Raw genomic sequence first — 15,370 nt, forward strand, 5'->3', positions numbered from 1 at the left:
AATCGGGTGACAGGTGGGTTAGCCGTCGCAGGTATCGCTCACTCTAAGGCCTCATGGTCCGCCGTGTGTGCTCTGGCGGTATGGCTCGACGTGCCGATGTACTGGTCCAGGGTGTTCAATAGCAGGGCCTCGTCGATCGGTTTTTCCAGCCAGGCAATGCCTTGATCATCGCTGTCGAGCAACTTGCGGCCCTCGCCGCAGTAGGCGGAAATCACCAGAATGGGCAGCTGTTGGGTGGCTGGGTTAGCGCGTAGGTCGCGAATCAGCGACAGGCCGTGGCCGTCGCTCAGGCGCATGTCGAGGGTAATGGCGGCGTATTCGTTATCCGCCAGCCGCAGTAGGGCCTGACTCTCGCTGACCGCGCTGTCGACCCGGTAGCCGGCGTGGCCGAGCATCACTTCCAGCAGGTGGATGATACTCGGGTCGTCCTCCACCACCAGGATGCGCGGGCCGGTCGTCACGCTCTGGATATGCGACGGCAGGTGGTGCTCCTCGATCAGTGGCAGCTCGAACCAGAAGGTGGCGCCCTGGCCGGGCACCGAGTGGAAGCCGACATGGCCGCTCATGCGCGCGATCAACTCCTTGCTGATGGCCAGGCCGAGCCCGGTGCCGGCCTGCTCGCGACGGTCGGAGCCATCGGCCTGGGCGAACTTTTCGAAGATACGACTCTGGAACTCCTCGGGGATGCCTGGGCCCTGGTCGCTGACGCTGACCCGCACCAGCGAACCGCGTAGTTCGGTCTGGATGCGCACGCTGGCGCCGGGAGGGGAAAATTTGCTGGCATTGGACAGGTAGTTGCTCAGCACCTGTTGCAGCCTCAGCGCGTCCACCCGTACCCACATGACGCCGGGCTGGTCGAGTTGGAAGCTGACGTCATGCTGTTCGGCATAGGCCTGGTTGGCCGTCAGCGCCTGCTCGATCAGGGGTTTGATCGGTTGCACGAGCAGGTCGAAGGCCAGCTGACCGGCGGCCAGTTTGTCCATGTCCAACAGGTCGTTGATCAGGAGGCTGAGACGTTGGCTGTTCTGTTGCGCGATCTGCAGCATCTGCCCCATCAAGGGGGGCACTTCACCCATGGCGCCGCCGTTGATCAAGCCCAGGGCGCCGGAGATGGAGGTCAGCGGGGTGCGCAGTTCATGGCTGACGGTGGAGACGAATTCGCTCTTCATCCGCTCGATACGCTTGGCCTCGCTGAGGTCCTGCATGGTGCCGCTCAAGCGCTGCGGCTGATCCATGGCGTCGCGCAGGATGAAGCCGCGCAGCAGTACCGGTAGCTGATTGCCGTTCAGCTGCAGCATATGCGCCTCGCTGCTGAATGACTCGGCGCCCGACTCGATGGCCTGATGCAGGTTTTCCAGCAGCGGTCCCAGGTCTTCGGCACACACCATCTGGCGCCAACGGCTAAGGTCTTGTGCGCTCTCGTCGGGCGGGTAGCCGAGCATCTCCCAGGCGCGTGCCGAGGCGACGAAGCTATGGGCCTGCAGGTCGATATCCCACCAGCCGTCGTTGCTGCCCTTGAGCACCAGGCTTTGACGCTCCTCGCTCTTGCGCAGGTCTTCGCTGCTCTGGCGAATCTGCACGGTCATCCTCTGCGCCAGGGCTTCGGCTTGTTCGCGGCGCAAGGTGAGCAGGGAGGCGAGCACGAACAGCAGCAGGCTGACGCCAGCCCCCAGCAAGACGAGGATGCCGTCGTTGTGAAAGCCGGCCTCGAAGGCCGGTCGGCTGCTGAAGCTCAGGGTCCAGTTCTGTCCATAGAGCGCCAGTTGCAGCTGTTTGCTGAGCAGGGGCCGGCGATCGATCTGCTGCTCCTGGGTGTTGAACAGGAGACTCTCGCTGCGCGGCTGGTCGCCGTCATAGATGGCGAAGTCCAGTTTGCGCGCCTGCTCACCGATGATGCCGGCCATCAGGTCGTCCATGCGGTAGGGGCTGTAGACCACGCCGCGCAAGGCGTCGAGGCGCTGCTCGGGAGTCTCCAGGGGCCGGCCTGAGCGGTATATAGGCACATACATCAGCAGGCCGGCCTGCACCTTGCCATGGGTCTCCTGAACCAGGGTCACCCGCCCGGTGATACGGCTCTCGCCGCTGCGCGCGGCCGCCATGATGGCGGTATGGCGGGTGGTCTCGGAGAGCATGTCGAAGCCGAAGGCGGCCAGGTTGCGCCCGCTGAACGGCTCGAGAAACTGGATCGAGCTGTACAGCGCACGTGCACCGGCCGGGCGCAGGATGAAGTTGGGGAAGCCCTCGCGGCGCACATCGGCCTCGAAGGCGGCCACCGCCTGCGGCTGCAGGATACGGGCAAAGCCCACGCCCTGGATGCCGGGGTAGTTGGCGGCCAGATTCAAGCGCTCGACATACACCCGCCACTCGTTCCTGTCGACCTGTTGGCTGGCATCGAACAGGCCGGCACCGCCCAGCAGAATCTGCTCATGGTCGGTCATGCGCTTGCGGATGGCCCCGCTGACCTCGCTGGTCAGCAGCTCGAACTGACGCTCGGCGGCCAGGTTTTCGCGGCTGCGCAGGTACTGCCACACGGCCAGGTTGGCCAGCAGGGCGATGGCCAGCACGGCCCAGGCGATGGCGTTGCGGCGGCTGAAAAAAGCCTGCCAGCGGCCTGGCCGGTGGGCCTTCGGTGACTCGATCATGGCTGTGTCTCAGTCGGCTGCAACGGGAGTTCGAACCAGAACGTCGTGCCCTGGTCTTCTTGCGAGTCAAAACCGATACATCCGTGCATGCGCTCGATCAACTCCTTGCTGATGGCCAATCCTAGACCGGTGCCGCCCTTCTGGCGGGTGTTGGAGGCGTCGGCCTGGGCAAACTTTTGAAAAATGCGGCCTTGAAAGGCCAGGGGTATTCCGGGACCGCGATCGCGTACGCTGAGTCGCAACTGCGCGCCCAGTCGTTCAGTGTAGAGCTCTACATCGCTGCCACGAGGCGAAAACTTGGCGGCATTGGACAGCAGGTTGGCCAGTACCTGTTGCAGGCGTTGCCCGTCGACGTTGACCCAGTCCGCGCAGGTGCCGGTCTGGCTCAGGGTCACCGCATATTCCGCGGCGTAGGCCCGGTTACTGCGCAGCGCCTGCTCGATCAGGGGTTGCAGGGCTTGTGGCTGCAGGTCGAAAACGATCTTGCCGGCTTCCAGCTTGCCGATGTCCAGCAAATCGTTGATCAGCATGATCAGGCGGTGGCTGTTGTGCTGAGCGATCTGCAACATCTGCCGCAGGCTTTCCGGTACCTCACCCAGGGCTCCGGCATTGATCAGCTCCAGCGGACCACTGATGGCGGTCAGTGGGGTGCGCAGTTCATGGCTGACGGTGGAGACAAACTCATTTTGCAGGCGCTGCAGGCGCTGGCGCTCGCGGATGTCCTGGATATGCACGATCCAGTTGCCTGGCGCACTCGGGTCGGCGCTGAGGGCGGCGGCGCTCAGCTCCACATCGATGTGCTGGCCTTGCGCATCGAGCAGGCTCAGCTGCCAGGTGCGCCCCTGTTCTGCGCCGAGCTCGGCCAGGTCGCCGTCCAGTCGGACACTCAGCGGGTCATCGCTGAACCGGCTGAGGGGTTGACCGAGCAGGGCGTGCGAGCTGCGCTGGAGCAGTTGGCAGAGGGTCTGGTTGACCGCCAGCAGGCGGCCCTTGAGGTCGAGCAGGGCCAGGCCTTGCGGGGCCATTTCAAACGCCTGATGGAATTGCCGCTGGCTGCGGTTGAGCGCCAGCAACAGGGCCGCTTGGCGATTCTGCGCGTGCAGGGTCAGGCCAATCAGCGTGGCCACGGCCAGGGCCAGGCTCCAGCCGAGCAGTCGCAGCCAGCCGAGCGGCAGTTCATGCGCCAGCCGTTCACTGGCTTCGAGTCGCCAATGGGCCCCGGCGAAACGGACCCGCAAACTGACGCTGGGTGTTGCGCTATCCGGGGCGGAAGTGAGCAAGTCGGCCGCGGTCTCGTCGTCGCGGCGGTTGAGCTGGATGGACAGGTCGCGTCGGCGGGCCACTTGCTCTACCTGGGCATACAGCTGGTCGTAATCGATCACCGTACTGATCATGCCCCAGTAGCGTTGGTCATCGAGGAACACCGGGACTCTGTAGATCAGCCCGTTACCGCCCTGAACCAGTTGCAGCGGGCCGTCGAGCATGGGGCTGCGGTTGGCGATGATGCGCTGGACCGCCGGCCACTGTTCGACCATGTCGGGGTAGTAGAGGCCGAGGGCGGCTTCGTTGCCCGCCAACGGGTAGATGTAGCTGATGCGGTTGTCCGGGGCCAGGCCAATGTTGCGAATATAGCGGCCCTGGCGCAGCAAGCCCTGCAACCAGGGTTGCAGCTCCGCTTCATCCAGCTGCCCTTGCTTGGCGGTGATGTAGGAGGCCAGGCCAGTGGCCAGGTGCAAGGTGGAACTCAACTCGCTGAGCAGTACTGCGCGCACCTCGCCGGCACGGGCGGTGAGCCGCTGCTGGATGGCCTCGTGTTGACGCAGGCGATACTGCTGCAACAGCAGTTCGACACTTAAACCGAGTAACAGCAACAGGCCCAGACTGAGTCCCCAGCTGAGTACCCGACTCAGGGTACGACGACTGTGCGGGGCGGGCTGCTGGCTGCTGAAGGGGCTCATGCCGCGCCCTCGTGCGGCAGCTCGAACCAGAAGGTGGTGCCCTCGCCGTGCCGTGAGTCGAAACCGATCTGGCCGCCCATGTGCTCGATGATTTCCTTGCTGATCGCCAAACCCAGGCCGGTGCCGCCCTTCGCGCGGGTGCTGGAGGCGTCGGCCTGGGCGAATTTCTGAAAGATGCGCTTGTGAAAGGCGGCGGGGATGCCTGGGCCCAGGTCTTGCACGCTGACCCGCACGTGCTCGGATTGCTGCTGCACGCGGATCTCCACCGTCTGGCCGGCGGGGGAGAACTTCGCCGCATTGGACAGCAGGTTGGCCAGGACCTGGGCCAGACGCTGGCTGTCGACCCGCACCTGAGCCGCATCGGCGCGCTGGCTCAGCTGCAGTTGCACCTGGTATTGGTTGGCGTAGGGTTGGTTGTGTTGCAGCGCCAGCTCGACCAGGGGCATCAGCGGTTGTTCGCACAGCTCGAAGGTCATCTGTCCGGCGACCAGCTTGTCCATGTCCAGCAGGTCGTTGATCAGCTCACTCAGGCGCAGGCTGTTGTCCTGGGCGATGCTCAGCATCTGCTGCATGCTGGTCGGCACCTCGCCCAGGGCACCGCCATTGATCAGGCCCAGCGAGCCGGCGATGGAGGTCAGTGGCGTGCGCAGTTCATGACTGACGGTGGAAACGAACTCGTTCTTCATCCGCTCGATGCGCTTGCGCTCGCTGATGTCGCGGATCACCGCGATAAAGCGCCGCTCGCCCTGGTGGCTGATTTGCGAGACCGCCAGCTCCATGGTGAAGGTTTCACCGTTGCGTTTGAGGCCCTGAATCTCACGCACGCTGTCGAGGGTGTGAGTCTGTTCGCGGCCCAGCCGCAGAGCAAAGGGGTCGCTCGACTCCGACTCCACGGGCGCGGGCATCAGCAGGCTGACGTTGCGCCCGGCGACCTCGTCCAGGCAGTAGCCGAAGATATGCTCGGCGGCCTGGTTGAAGGTCTCGATCGCGCCGAGTTGGTCGAAGCTGATAATCGCGTCGAGCACGTTATCCAGCAGGGTGCGCAGGTAGTCCTCGCGTTCGCGCAGGGCGCGCTCGGCGGCGACCCGGTCGCTGAAGTCCTGGAACTGGGCGATGAAGTGCAAGGGCTGGCCCTCCCGGTCGCGCACCAGCGAGACGCTGAGCAGCACCCAGATAATCCTGCCCTGCTTGTCCAGGTAGGGTTTCTCCATCTGGTAGGTATTGATACGACCGGCCAGCAGGTCCTCGACGTTGTGCCGGCTGGCTTGCACGTCGTCGCGGTGGGTCAGCTGCTGCGGCGTGGTGAGCAGCAGCTCGGCACGGCTATAGCCGAACATGCGGCAGAGTTCGTCGTTGACCTCCAACCAGTGGTTCTGCAATGACACCAGGGCCATGCCCAGGGGCGCGGAGCTGAAGGCGATGCTGAAGCGCTGCTGGATCAGCTTGAGTTCGTCCTCGACCGCCTTGCGCTCGCTGATGTCCCAGATGAACCCGCTGATCCACAGCAGATTGCCCCGGCTGTCGTATTCGCCACGGCCTTTTTCCCTGACCCACACGCTATGACCGTCGGCATGCAGCAGCCGGTAGGTGAGTTCGAAGACTTCTCGGCGCGCGATGGCATCCGCGGCACCGTAGGTCAGTGGCAGATCGTCCGGGTGAATCACGCTGGCATAACTGCGCACCCGGTTGTCGATCAGGTCAGCGGACGGATAGCCACTCAGGGCGAGGATCTCCTCGCTCATGTAGCTCATGGTCCAGTCGGCGTCGTTGCGGCAGCGATAGACCACGCCGGGCAGGTTGGTGACCATGCCGCGGAACTGACTCTCACTCTTCTGCAGGGCGCGGGTGGCCTGTTGCAGGGCGCTGATGTCGCTGGCAATACCGAGGAAACCGCTGATAGTGCCTGAGCCGTCGTGGATGGCGCTGACGGTCAGGTTGACCGTGCGCTGGCGGCCATCCTTGCGCACATAGGTCCACTGGCGGGTTTCCGGCTCGCCGGTGCGTGAGTGGTGCACGAATACCTCGAACCCCTCGATCGGCTGGCCCTGGGCTTGGCTGAGCTCGGCGCCGCGGCGCTGCACTTCGCTGTCCAGGTGAAAGGTCGCCGGGGTGCAGCGCTCGACCATCTCTTCCGCGCGGTAACCCAGCAGTCGCTCGGCGCCGGAGTTGAACAGGGTGATCAGACCGTTGCGGTCGGTGGCGATGATCGACACGCCGGTCGCCGAGTCGAGCACGGCCTGGAGGAAGGTGCGCGCCTCACGGACTTCTTCCTCGCGCTGCTTGCTGGCGCTGATGTCGCTGTGGGTGCCGTACATCATCAGCGGTTGACCGTCGGAGCTCCAGCGCTCCACCCGGCCCCTGACGTGCACCCAGACCCAGTGACCCTGCTTGTGGCGCATGCGGCACTGATAGTCGTAGTAGGGCAGTTCGCGGCGGCAGTGCCGTTGCATCAGGTCATGAGCTTGCGGCAGGTCATCGGGATGGACGAAGCTCAGCGCCTTGTGGATGTCCAGCGGCGCCAGCTCATCCAGACGATAGCCGATGATCTCTGCCCACAGTTCATTGAACAGCATGGCGCCGCTGCGCAGGTTCAATTCCCAGGTGCCGGCGTGGGTGCCTTCGATGATGCTGGCCAGGCGTTGACTCTGTTCTTTCAGCGCCGACTCGGCTTTAGCCCGTTCGCTGATGTCCTGCACGGTACCTGTCAGGCGCGTCATCCGGCCCCGTTCGTCTGGCTGCAGGCGCGCCAGCTCATGCACCCAGCGGACTTCACCGTTGGGCCGGACGATCCGGTGCACCAGATCGTAAGCGCCCCCTGCCAGGACTTGTTGCTCGCTGGCCGTGACCTGCGCGCGGTCATCGGCATGCACCGCTTGCTTGAATGATTCCGCACTGGGCTTGAAGCCCTGTGGGTCGCGACCGAAGATCTCGAAGACCATGCTCGACCAGTACAGCTCGCCACTCTCCAGGTTGACTTCCCAGTGACCGAGTCGGGCGATGCGTTGGGCCTCGTCCAGGCGTTCGAGCAGGCTCTGACGTGCCTGCTCCTGCTGCTGGCGCTCAAGGGTCGAGCCGACCCAGCGGGCGAACAGGCGCAGGAACTCGTGGTCGGCTTCGTCGAAGGGTTGCTCGCGCGCCTCGGCCGAGGAGAAATTCAGGGTGCCGAAGCGCCGGCCGGCAACCCAGATGCCGATACCGATATAGGTTTCCAGGGCGAATTCCGCGTAGCAGGGATGACCGGCATGCGCCGACTGCGCCATCCGTTCAATGGCCAGCACGTTGTCGCTTTGCTGGGTAATGCTGCAGTAAGTGTGGCCGAGCGGGAAATGCTGATCGTCGCTCAAACTGCCCGCTGGCGAAACCTGCACCAACACCCGGTAATCGTCGCCTTCGATCTGGCTGATGATCGCCAGTGGCGTCTGGTAGAAGCTGGCGCCGAGCTGCAGGGCTTGGCGCAGCTGCTCCTGGCTGAGCAGTTTAGGCAGGGCGGCAATCTCGTTGAGCGCGCGTAGCGCACTTTGCTGGCGTTGCAGGCGATGCTGGGCCTGTTCGCGCAGGGTATCGCGGTGCAATGCCTCGATCAGCTGGCCGAGGGTGGCGAGTAGCGAGTGCAGCTGCCCGACCAATTCAGGCGAATAACCCTCGGCGTGGTTGCCCAGGCCGAGGATGCCGACCAGCTGGCCGTGGGCGTGGATCGGCAGGCCGGCGAAGGCCTGCAGCGGCGGCAAGCTGGCAGGTAGGCCGGTGTCAGCGCTGTCGGGCGGCGGATCGTTGGTGATCACTGGCTGGCCGCTGCGGATGACTGCACCGAGCAGGCTGTCGAGATTACGCAGTTCCAGGTCACGGCTGTTGTCGACAGCGGACGGCTCGGCGCTGGTGCCTTTGCCGAGGTCGCTGATCACGTAGGTGCGCAGGTAGGGCGCGCCGTCGGCGTCCTGCAGCACTTCGCCGATAAAGCCGAACGGGCTGGCGGTCAGTTCGAGGATGCGCTGCAGCAGCGCGTCGAAGGCTTGCTGGTGGTTCTGCGCGTCGATATAGACGGCCTGCGCCTGGGCGATGATCGCCAGTAACTGGCGCGAATGCTCACTCTGCTGGTGTTTGTGCTGCAGTTCGTCCTGGTGCCGGCGCATCAGGCGCTGAGTGCTGTGACGGGTGGTCAGCAGCAACACCAGGAGCAGGGCTTCAGCGCCCAGCCAGGCCACCAGCCATTTACCGAGCAGCCAGCGTTTTTCCTGCTGGTGCAAGGTGAACTGCTCGCTGACATCGCGCCACGTCAGGGCGATGGCGGGCTCGCTGGCGCCGGTGGAGCCTGTCGGCTGATAACCGGTCAAACCGATCTGGTTGAGCAGGTAGGTATGGCCTTGGTCTTCGAGCAGTTTAAGCGCCGCTCTGCCGTCCGGGTCCGGCAACATGTGGCGCGCCTGCCAGCGTTCCAGCTGGGGCCGCGAGGCGTCCATCAGGTGCCAGTTGGCAGACTCGCTGAAGAGCCCGCGCAGGCTTTCGCCACTGCGCGGTGGTTCGAGGGCGTGCTGTGGGAGCAACAGGGCAATCCCTGCGTTGAGCTCCTGATCGAGCTGTTGCAGGTTGTTGAGCACCTCGAACGCGACCTCGATGGCGCCAACGGTGAGTGCGCCAGTTGTGCCTGCCACCTGCAGCGGGGTGACGGCGCGCATGCCGAGGCTGTCGCGGACCAGGCCGAGGCCGGCTTTGCTGAGGCCATCGCGCAGGGCGTCGCGGACCATCGGCCGCTGCTCGGTCTGGTCGTCGCCGAACGCCGTCGGCTCGTGCACCCTCAGCAACACGTTGACCCTGGGCGCCAGGTGCACGTACAGGCGAAACGGATGCTCGCGCTGCAGGTTGCGCCAGCGGGGTGCCAGGCGGGTATACAGCTGGTTGCGAATGGCACTCAGCTCGGCGCTGTTTTGCCCGCTTGAGTGACGCTGCAGTTCATAGGCCTGACGCACCAGCTCGACGACCCAGGCATCGGCGGCGATGCTCTCGACCAGCACCTGTGCCTGTTCCTGCAAGGCGTACTGGGTACTTTGCAGTGCCAACTGCTGCAGCTCAGCCTGCTTGGCGATCTGCATTTGCCAGAGGGTTTCGCGTTCGCTCAGGGCTCGCCAGCCCAGCGCGGCGAAGAACAACGCCAGGCTCAGGCTGCCGAGGCCGACTATCCAGCGAATCGCGGCAGATTTCTCGGGTGAACGCATTGACGACATCCTAATCCTTCACCACGGCGTCTGGGGTTTGCTCAGGATAATCCGGCCAGGCGCCGCAACCGGGCCTGATTGTTGTTGTCAGGATTGGCATCTAGCTCGCTGGCGGCCAGACGCATGAGCAGGGTTTCGCGTTTGACATTGTTGCTGGGCAATACATAGCAGGCGCCGATCAGTTCGCGCAGCGGCACCGGTAAGCGCCAATGGGCTTTCAGGCGATTGGCCAACTCGTTGCTGAGCTCGCCCAGGGCTTGGCTCAGCTGCTCAGCGTCCAGCGCGTTGCCGGCATTCTGCCAGAGCTGGGCATGGTGCAGCACACACAGCTCGCCAATGCGATGCAACGCCGCGGCCGTCTGCAGCGGTGCCGGGTCGATCTGGCACTGTGCGGCCAGCTCGCCGACCCGTTGGCTGAGGCGCTCGACCTGCTGCATGTGGGCCAGGGCCTGCAGCTGCAACTCGGCGTCCTGGAGTTCCGCACTCTTGCGCAGGCCGAGGCCGAGACCGATGTTCAGGCTGGTGACCGGGCCCAGGGTGCGCAGCGCTGCCGGCAGGCTCAGGCAGGGCGTGCCGGTCTGGTTGTATTGGCTGCTGTTGGCGGCTGCGACCAGGCGTGCGGTCAGCGCCGGGTCGAATTGCCAGCGCTCGCCGAGCATCTGCAGGCTCGGTGGCACGGCGGGGTCGGGTTGCAGGTCAGCGAGCATGCCGGGCTGTAGCGGCAGGTCCAGATCCTTGGCGGGCAGCTCGGCCAGGTAGGCAGTCAGGCTCGCGCTGGTGCTGGTCTCGGTCACTGGGCTGGCGTCAACTGGTGGCAGCAGGCGTTCCAGGCATTCGAGCACCTTGGGCACCTGGAAGGGTTTGCTGATGAAGGCACTGATGCCCAGCGGCCTGACCTCCATCACGCTGTTACGATCGGCGCGGCCGGTGATCATCACCAGGGGCACTTGGCGATTGTCCCGACGAATCCGTTCGAGCAGCAGGGTGCCGGGGTCGTCGGGCAGGTTCCAGTCGGCGATCACCAGGTCGGCGGCGTGCTGCTGCCAATCGAGCAGGGCATCGGCGACGTTACCCAGGCAGGCGACCTGCACGCCAGGTCTGAGGCTGAGGACGATTTGCTTGAGCAGGTCGGCGATCCAATGGTCATCTTCGAGAATCATCACGCGCATGATCGGTCCTTAATCCTGTGACTGGTCTGGTGGGTGCGTCGAGTTCCCATTGCTGCGCTCGTTCGACCAAAATCGACAGATGCTCGGCCGGCTGCGGGCGACCCAAGTGATAACCCTGGCCCTGGTCACAGCCTAGCTGACGCAGGAACTCCACCTGCTGCGGTTGTTCGATGCCTTCGGCCAGTACCTTCAGGCCCAGGTTATGGCCGAGTGCGATCACCGCGCGGGTAATGGTTGCATCGTCGTGATCGTGAGGCAAACCGCGCACGAAACTCTGGTCGAGCTTGAGCTTGTGGACGGGCAGGCGTTTCAGGCGTGCGAGAGAACTATAGCCGGTGCCGAAGTCGTCGATGGACAGACGAATGCCCAGGTCACGCAGGCGTTCGAGTTGCGCCTGCGCCGCATCGGGGTCCTGCATGACCGCACTTTCGGTGACTTCCAGCTCCAGGCAAGCGGGGTCGAGGCCGCTCTCGGCCAATACCTGGGCGACCTGGCCATCCAGTTTGCCGTGGCTGAACAGGCGGCTGGAGACGTTCACCGCGACGAACTGTATCTCGCTGCCGGCGGTCCGCCAGGCGACCATCTGCCGGCAGGCGTGCGCCATCACCCAGGCATCGATGGCGCCGATCAAGCCACTTTCTTCGGCGATCGGGATGAACTCTCCTGGCGGAACCAGGCCGCGCTGCGGATGTTGCCAGCGTACCAGCGCCTCGACACCGATCAGCCGCTGGCTCTGCAGGCACAGCAGCGGCTGGTAGTGCACACGCAGTTCGTCGCCCTGCAAGGCGTGGCGCAGAGCGGCGGCCAGTTCAACCCGCTGGCACGCGTACGCGGTAAGCTCCTGCGCATAGAAGGCAAAACCCTCGCGGCCGTTGCTCTTGGCCTTGAACAGGGCGGAGTCGACATTGCGCAGCACCTGCTCGACGCTTTCTGCGTCAGCCGGAAACAGGCTGATACCGATGCTGGCGGCCATGAACAGCTCGTGGTCCTGCAGTTGAAAGGGTGCGTTCAAGGCATCGAGCAGCTGCTGGGCGAACTCGGCGGCTTGTTGCGCCTGCGGGCAGTCCTCGCAGAGCACACCAAACTCGTCGCCACCCAGGCGGGCCAGGGTCATGCCGCTGCCCAGTTGCGCGCTGAGGCGTTCGCCGACCGCCTTGAGCAACAGGTCGCCGACGTTGTGCCCGAGGCTTTCGTTGATGTGCTTGAAGTGATCCAGATCGATCAGCAGCACCGCGCCGCCGCGTCGTTCGCGCTGGGCTCGTTGCAGGGCGTGTGCGACGCGCTCGGTGAACAGCAGGCGGTTGGGCAGGTCGCTCAGCGGATCATGGTGCGCCAGGTAGTCGAGCTCATGCTGCGAGCGTTTGAGCACGCTGATGTCGGAGAACACCGCCACGTAATGACTGACGCCCCCCTGGTCGTCGTGGATCACCCGGATGCACTGCCACTGCGGGTAGATTTCGCCATTCTTACGGCGATTCCACACCTCGCCGCTCCAGGCGCCCTGGCTCTGCAGGGTCTGCCACAGCGCAGCATAGAAGGCCGGGTCGTGGCGCCCGGATTTCAGCAGGCTGGGTTGCTGGCCGAGGATTTCCGCCTCGCTGTAGCCGGTGATGCGGCTGAAGGCCGGATTGATATGCACGATGCGTTGCGTGGCATCGGTCACCAGCACGCCTTCCTGGGTCGCCTCGAACACCGCCGCGGCCTGGCGTCGGTTGTCTTCGTCGGCGCGTCGTTGGCTGATGTCGCTGGCGGTGCCGATCAAGCGCTCTGGGCGGCCCTGGGCGTCGAGCAGCAAGCGTCCGCGTGCCTGAATCCAGCGGTAACTGCCGTCGCGATGACGCAGGCGATAAGTGTTTTCGTAAGATGTCTGACAGGCGTCGTGCAGCAGTTGGGCGATGCTCTGTTGGCAGTGAGCGTGATCGTCCGGGTGCAGGTAGTGCAACCAGCTGTCACGGCTATCGCCCAGGGCGCCAGGTTCGAGGCCGAGCAGGCTGGCGTAACCCGGTGAGAAAAATACCGTGCGGGTCTGCAGGTTCCAGTCCCACAGGCCGTCCTTGGCCGCGTCGAGGGCCAGACTCAGACGCTCCTCGCTGGCGCTCAGGGCATTGCGCATGCGTATCTGCAGGCGCAGATGGGTGCGCAGGGTCAGGTACAGCAGAATGCTGGTGAGCAGGACGAAGCCCAGGCCCTTGAACAATTGCCAGCGCTGCAGTTGCGCGCTGGACAGGCCGAGCGCGGCCAGCAGTCCGTCGCTGTAAAAGACCCATAGAGCGGCGCTCAGCGCGTAGATCAAGGTCAGGCGCAAAGCGCCGTGGAGTAGGGGCATAGGGGGTCGATAGGCTCTTTTTATCCGCTGGCCAGTATATAGATCGGCACGGCGGCAACATTCTTATCCAAAAGACCAACTGGTTTTCTGATCCGTGTCGGTGATAATGCAACACGGCTTGGGATTGTTGGACAAGCCGCGTCTTACTTTTAGAGGCACTCGACTCCATGTGGTACAACGGTTTTCTCGACCTGTCGGTGTGGCAGCTGGTCGCTGTCATCTTGTTGATGACGCACGTGACCATCGTCAGCGTCACGGTGTACTTGCACCGTTATTCCGCGCATCGCGCGCTCGAACTGCATCCGGCAGTTAAACACTTCTTCCGCTTCTGGCTGTGGCTCAGCACCGGTCAGAACACCCGCGAGTGGACCGCCATTCACCGCAAGCACCATGCCAAATGCGAAACCGCCGATGACCCGCACAGCCCGGTGATCAAGGGCCTGGGCACGGTGTTGCGCACGGGCGCCGAGCTCTATCAGGAAGAGGCAAAGAACCCGGAAACCCTGCGCATCTACGGCAAGAACTGCCCGGACGACTGGATCGAGCGCAATGTCTATTCGCGCTTCACCACCGGCGGTGTGACGCTGATGGCGATCATTGACCTGGCGTTGTTCGGCGTCATTGGCATCACCGTGTGGGCGATCCAGATGATGTGGATCCCGGTGTGGGCAGCGGGGGTGATCAATGGCCTCGGGCATGCGGTGGGCTATCGCAACTTCGAATGCCGCGATGCGGCGACCAACCTGCTGCCCTGGGGCATCCTGATCGGCGGCGAAGAGCTGCACAACAATCACCACACCTACCCGAACTCGGCCAAGTTGTCGGTGCGCAAATGGGAGTTCGACATGGGCTGGGCCTGGATTCAGCTGCTCAGCCTGTTCGGTCTGGCCAAGGTGCAGCGCGTCGCGCCGATCGCCCACCGCGTCGAGGGCAAGCGCCAGCTGGACATGGACACCGCCATGGCCATCCTCAACAACCGCTTCCAGATCATGGCGCAGTACCGCAAGTTGGTGATTGCGCCGTTGGTCAAGCAGGAGCTGGCCAAGGCCGATGCCTCGGTGCGCCACCAGTTCCATCGCGCCAAGCGCCTGCTGGCGCGTGAGCCGAGCCTGCTGCAAGACCAGCAACAGGTGCGCATCGACGCCATGCTGGCGCAGAGCCAAGCGCTCAAGGTGATCTATGAGAAGCGCCTGGCCCTGCAGCAGATCTGGGTCAAAACCAGCAGCAATGGTCACGACATGCTCGAGGCGATCAAGCTGTGGGTGCATGAGGCGGAAGCCAGCGGCATCCAGTCGCTGCGCGAATTCGCCGAGCAGCTGAAGACCTACTCGCTGCGTCCCGCCGCGCTGGCCTGAGTACCCTAGCTGCGGTGCCCGTTGGTGGTGCCGCGGTGTGAAGGGCTCTCGTTGGAGCAGCTGTTCATAACCCGCCTTTTTGGCGGGTTTCTTATTGCTGCGCCAGGCGTGCCTGTTTCCGGTTTGGCGGCCGAGCAGGACGTTGAGCGTCCGCAACGAGTCCGCGCCGGCACCGCTCAAGTAAGGTCCGGGCTCAGGGGTCGGGGAACGACGAGGCGTGGCGGCTGATCCATTCCTCGGCGGCCTGTTCGGCCGTGAGGTGGCGGCCCTCGCGTTGCTCGACCTCGCGCTGGTAGCTCTCGATGTGACAGATCTGCTCGACCATGCGCACCCGGAACGCCTCGGCCGAGTCGAGAAACTCCACGCCGATGGCAAAGTGGCCGTTGTTGCGATGGCACCAGGTGACACGGGCCATGGCCACCTCGAAGGCCGGTCGCAAGCAGGGAATCCGCAACGCGATCAGATGCTCTGGTTCGAAGGCTTTAGTGGAAACGAAGGCCAGTCCGCCAAAGCCGATATCCTGAGTGGCTTGTTGGACATAGCCATGCTCGGGAGCATCCTGAATCTCAATCGGCACGTCCGTGGGGTGTCGGATGAACAGACGCATAGTCAATCCCTCCTACTTTGGCCGGTGGCCCAAAGGGAATCGCTTCACTCGCATCCATGGACGGGCCCATCTTGCCCAGTAACTCCAGCCATCTCCTGTGTTC

7 protein-coding genes are annotated in these 15,370 nt (G+C 64.2%); 1 reads left to right on the forward strand and 6 read right to left on the reverse strand.

What is annotated here, in order from left to right; genetic code table 11:
* Positions 1-38: 38 nt before the first annotated feature.
* From FBY03_RS15170 to dibA, 5 genes are read right to left on the reverse strand one after another with little or no spacing between them, the layout of a single operon-like run.
* The gene (locus FBY03_RS15170; RefSeq protein WP_147173206.1) at positions 39-2,642 is read right to left on the reverse strand and encodes a CHASE domain-containing protein; all 2,604 of its coding nucleotides are present in this window, start codon (positions 2,640-2,642) and stop codon (positions 39-41) included.
* Positions 2,639-4,600 (reverse strand): ATP-binding protein, encoded by a 1,962-nt coding sequence (locus FBY03_RS15175; RefSeq protein ID WP_178090667.1) that lies wholly within the window; start codon positions 4,598-4,600, stop codon positions 2,639-2,641. The genes FBY03_RS15170 and FBY03_RS15175 overlap by 4 nt, the downstream gene beginning before the upstream one ends.
* On the reverse strand, positions 4,597-9,810 hold the full coding sequence (locus tag FBY03_RS15180) for a PAS domain S-box protein (protein WP_178090668.1): 5,214 nt from the start codon (positions 9,808-9,810) through the stop codon (positions 4,597-4,599). The genes FBY03_RS15175 and FBY03_RS15180 overlap by 4 nt, the downstream gene beginning before the upstream one ends.
* 41 nt (positions 9,811-9,851) lie before the next feature.
* On the reverse strand, positions 9,852-10,979 hold the full coding sequence (locus FBY03_RS15185) for a response regulator (RefSeq protein ID WP_147173208.1): 1,128 nt from the start codon (positions 10,977-10,979) through the stop codon (positions 9,852-9,854).
* A complete protein-coding gene (gene dibA / locus FBY03_RS15190; protein ID WP_147173209.1) occupies positions 10,954-13,305 on the reverse strand; it encodes a phosphodiesterase DibA in 2,352 nt (783 codons plus the stop codon). Before dibA ends, FBY03_RS15185 begins: the two co-directional genes overlap by 26 nt.
* Before the next feature lie 167 nt (positions 13,306-13,472).
* On the opposite strand from dibA, the gene desA reads away from it, so the two are divergent.
* Positions 13,473-14,660 (forward strand): delta-9 fatty acid desaturase DesA, encoded by a 1,188-nt coding sequence (gene desA, locus FBY03_RS15195; protein ID WP_147173210.1) that lies wholly within the window; start codon positions 13,473-13,475, stop codon positions 14,658-14,660.
* 193 nt (positions 14,661-14,853) lie between these two features.
* Here desA and FBY03_RS15200 read toward each other — a convergent pair whose 3' ends face one another.
* Entirely contained in the window at positions 14,854-15,267 is a 414-nt protein-coding gene (locus FBY03_RS15200; protein ID WP_147173211.1) for a PilZ domain-containing protein, read from the reverse strand.
* Positions 15,268-15,370: the final 103 nt, after the last annotated feature.

This window comes from Pseudomonas sp. SJZ079 (assembly GCF_007993865.1).
In the GTDB taxonomy this organism is placed as follows: domain Bacteria; phylum Pseudomonadota; class Gammaproteobacteria; order Pseudomonadales; family Pseudomonadaceae; genus Aquipseudomonas.